At 50.9% G+C, this 3822-nt stretch carries 2 protein-coding genes; one reads left to right on the top strand and one right to left on the bottom strand.

Going from position 1 to position 3822, the window contains the following annotated elements; translation table 11 throughout:
• Positions 1-165: 165 nt before the first annotated feature.
• Complete coding sequence (nrdA, locus tag KDK15_RS16975; protein ID WP_257296575.1) at positions 166-2436, bottom strand: class 1a ribonucleoside-diphosphate reductase subunit alpha; 2271 nt, start codon at positions 2434-2436, stop codon at positions 166-168.
• A gap of 585 nt (positions 2437-3021) precedes the next feature.
• Here nrdA and KDK15_RS16970 point away from each other — a divergent pair.
• A complete protein-coding gene (locus tag KDK15_RS16970; RefSeq protein ID WP_257296574.1) occupies positions 3022-3738 on the top strand; it encodes a winged helix-turn-helix domain-containing protein in 717 nt (238 codons plus the stop codon).
• Positions 3739-3822 lie beyond the last annotated feature (84 nt).

Raw genomic sequence — 3822 nt, 5'->3', positions numbered from 1 at the left:
ATTGCGCGCAATCCACGCTACGGGCGCTATTCTCGGACAGCCTCCTAGAAGCCTCCTAGAGTGAAGCGAACCGCGTTGTTTATCTATAAGCATTTGCGCTATAGGTATGATTGCTGTTCGCTTTGATCAGTATTTCTGACGCTCAGTCAAGGGATGGGATGTTCATCAGATTTTGCAGGCACCTCCTGCGCAGTCATCATCCATATCATTTTGGGCGTCAGCGGCACCATCACGGGTATTGTGGTAATACAGTGTTTTTACGCCCAGTTTGTAAGCGGTCAGCAGGTCTTTCAGCAGCAGCTTCATCGGTACTTTGCCGCCTTCAAAGAGGCTTGGATCATAGTTGGTGTTGGCTGAGATCGTCTGGTCGACAAATTTCTGCATGATGGCAACCAGCTGAAGGTATCCATCATTGTTCGGGATGTTCCAGAGTAGTTCATAACGATCCTGAAGCTCGACGAAATCTGGAACAACCTGCTTGAGAATGCCGTCTTTACTGGCTTTAACGCTGACAAAGCCCCTGGGAGGCTCAATACCGTTGGTGGCATTACTGATCTGGGATGAAGTCTCGGATGGCATCAGGGCGGTCAGTGTTGAGTTGCGCAAGCCGAAAGACTTGATCTCACCACGCAATCCTTCCCAGTCAAGGTGCAGAGACTCTTCGCAAACCGTATCAAGGTCACGTTTGTAGGTATCAATGGGCAGTATACCTTTGGCATACGTGGTCTCGTTGAACCTGGAGCAGGTGCCTTTCTCTCTGGCCAGCTTGTTTGACGCTTTCAACAGGTAGTATTGAATGGCCTCAAAGGTGCGGTGGGTCAGGCCATTGGCGGAGCCATCAGAATACCGAACATTGTTTTTGGCCAGGTAGTTGGCGAAGTTGATGACACCAACACCCAGGGGACGCCGTCCCATCGTCGAGTTGTAAGCTGCGGGAACCGGGTAGTCCTGGTAGTCCAGCAGGCTGTCGAGCGCACGCACAATCAGTTCAGACAACTCTTCCAGTTCTGCCAGATCCTTCAGGGCACCCAGGTTGAACGCGGCCAGTGTGCACAGGGCAATCTCGCCCTCTTCGTCATGGATATGGTTCAGGGGTTTGGTGGGCAGGGCAATTTCCAGACACAGGTTACTCTGACGAACCGGCGCTACCGCAGGGTCAAATGGGCTGTGGGTATTGCAGTGATCGACGTTTTGCAGGTAGATCCGCCCGGTACTGGCCCGCTCGGAAGCGAACAGTGAAAAGAGTTCAATCGCCTTCAGCGTTGTTTTACGGATGCTGCTGTCCTGCTCATATTGCTTATAGAGCCTTTCAAACGCTTCCTGGTCGGCAAAGAACGCATCATAAAGTCCCGGCACATCGCTGGGTGAAAAGAGGGTGATATCGCCGCCTTCGATCAGGCGCTGGTACATCAGCTTGTTAAACTGTACGCCATAGTCCAGGTGTCGAACGCGGTTATCATCAACCCCCCGGTTGTTTTTCAGAACCAGCAGGTTTTCAACTTCCAGGTGCCAGATCGGGTAGAAGAGGGTCGCTGCGCCACCGCGAACGCCCCCTTGAGAGCACGACTTTACCGCCGTCTGGAAGTGCTTGTAGAAAGGGATACAGCCGGTATGGAAGGCTTCTCCCCCGCGGATCGGGCTGCCCAGGGCGCGAATATTGCCTGCGTTGATACCAATGCCTGCACGCTGGCTGACGTATTTGACGATAGCGCTGGAAGTGGCATTAATGGAGTCCAGTGAGTCCCCGCATTCAATCAGCACACAAGAGCTGAACTGACGTGTAGGTGTACGAACCCCGGACATGATCGGGGTTGGCAGAGAGAGTCTGAAGGTGGACACCGCATGGTAGAAACGCTCAATGAAATCCAGGCGAGTCTCTTTCGGGTATTCCGCAAACAGGCAGGCACCAATGAGCATGTATAGAATCTGGGGGCTTTCATAGTACTCGCCGGTTACCCGATTCTGCACCAGGTATTTGCCCTCAAGTTGCTTGACCGCGGCATAGCTGAAGTTCATATCCCGACTGTGATCAATAAAGCTTTCCATCTGATCAAATTCAGCCTCATTGTAGTCCGTCAGGAGGTGCTGGTCATACTTCTTCATCTCTACCAGTTTGACCACATGGCTAAATAACCCGGGCGGTTCAAACTGGCCGTAGGCCTTTTTCCGCAGGTGGAAGATGGCCAGGCGGGCAGCCAGATACTGATAGTCCGGTGCCTGGGCTGAAATCAGGTCGGCTGCGGATTTGATCAGTGTTTCATGGATATCCGTGGTCTTGATGCCGTCGTAGAACTGTATGTGAGACTTAAGTTCAACTTCGGAAACGGAGACGTTATCCAAGCCCTCGGCTGCCCAGGTAATCACTTTATGGATCTTCTCAAGATCCAGTTGTTCCTTGTCTCCGTCACGTTTGGTGACCAAGATATTTTTATTCATTCAGCCTTTACCTGTGTATTCAATGAACACGCTTCCGTTGTGTGCTGCTGCCAACAGCAAATCCGCTGTTTGGCTGGAACGTTGTCTGAGGCATTTTCGGTATGCTGTGTTGCTCAGACGATAATGTGTTACTCAGCAGCGAGGGATACCATATATTGTGTAGCGACCGTTTCTCTACACAAGATAATGCGCAGTTGGGATAAATTCAAGATGATAAAACTGGGGGATCGCTGTGGATAAGTTGTGGATTTCTTTCGGTGTTGGTGCCCGCTAACTCCCGGGTAACTTTTTCAGACAGAACGAAAAATTTGCAAGATCAAGCTGAGATTTTGTCAAAATAAAAAAATATTCTGAGTTCGATTCTGATAAAAAAAATAATGAATACTATGGATTCCGGACGTTGATTCAGAAATGTTTGGGGCTGATTCTGTTCCGGGGAGGACGTTCGAACGTCGGTAGTGTAACATCTACGGCCCATAAACGATTAGATTGCCAGCGAAGTGCAGGATTTTTGCCGCTTTGAAAGTACAGTCATGGCTTCAGTATTTTCAATATTTTGTCTCTTAAACCCTGGGGTGTAAAACAATGGCTTTGGATAATGCAGAAACGGGTCGCATCCTGATTGTTGAGGATGATGAGCGTCTGGCAACCCTGACCCGTGAGTATCTTGAAAATAATGGCCTTCAGGTGTCGGTAGAAGGTGATGGTGGTAAGGCCGTTGAGCGTGTTTTGAGTGAGCGCCCCGACCTGGTGGTACTGGATCTCATGTTACCGGGGGAAGATGGGGTGTCCATCTGTCGACGGGTGCGAGGCCATTATCATGGTCAGATACTGATGTTAACCGCCCGGACCGATGACCTTGATGAAGTACTGGGGCTGGAAATGGGCGCAGATGATTATGTTGCCAAACCGGTTCGCCCAAGAGTACTGCTTGCCCGGATACGAGCCCTGTTAAGAAGAGGTCCGGCCCCCGTAGAAGACGAGCCGGAAGTGCAGAATAGCCTTCGCTTTGGTGCGCTGGTCGTCGATAACTCCATGCGCGAGGCCTGGCTGGATGACAAGAGCGTCGACCTCACCAGCGCTGAGTTTGATTTGCTCTGGCTGCTTTGTTCCAATGCTGGCCGGGTGTTGAGCCGGGAAGAGATCTTTGCCCAGTTGCGCGGGATTGAATACGACGGTCAGGATCGTTCCATCGATGTCAGGGTTTCACGAATTCGTCCCAAAATTGGCGACGACCCAATGCACCCTCGTCTGATCAAGACGGTGCGCAGTAAAGGGTATCTTTTTGTGAAGAGCATGTGACAAATGAGTAATACCAATTCCACCTTCTGAATATGAACTGCGCTGCCATTTTGAACCGCTGGATCTTCGTTGGAATTCCTCGCA

The sequence above is a fragment of the Endozoicomonas sp. YOMI1 genome (genome assembly GCF_024606345.1).
In the GTDB taxonomy this organism is placed as follows: domain Bacteria; phylum Pseudomonadota; class Gammaproteobacteria; order Pseudomonadales; family Endozoicomonadaceae; genus Endozoicomonas.
The sequence above is the reverse complement of the archived record's forward strand: the minus strand, read 5'-3'. Positions and strand labels throughout refer to the sequence as shown.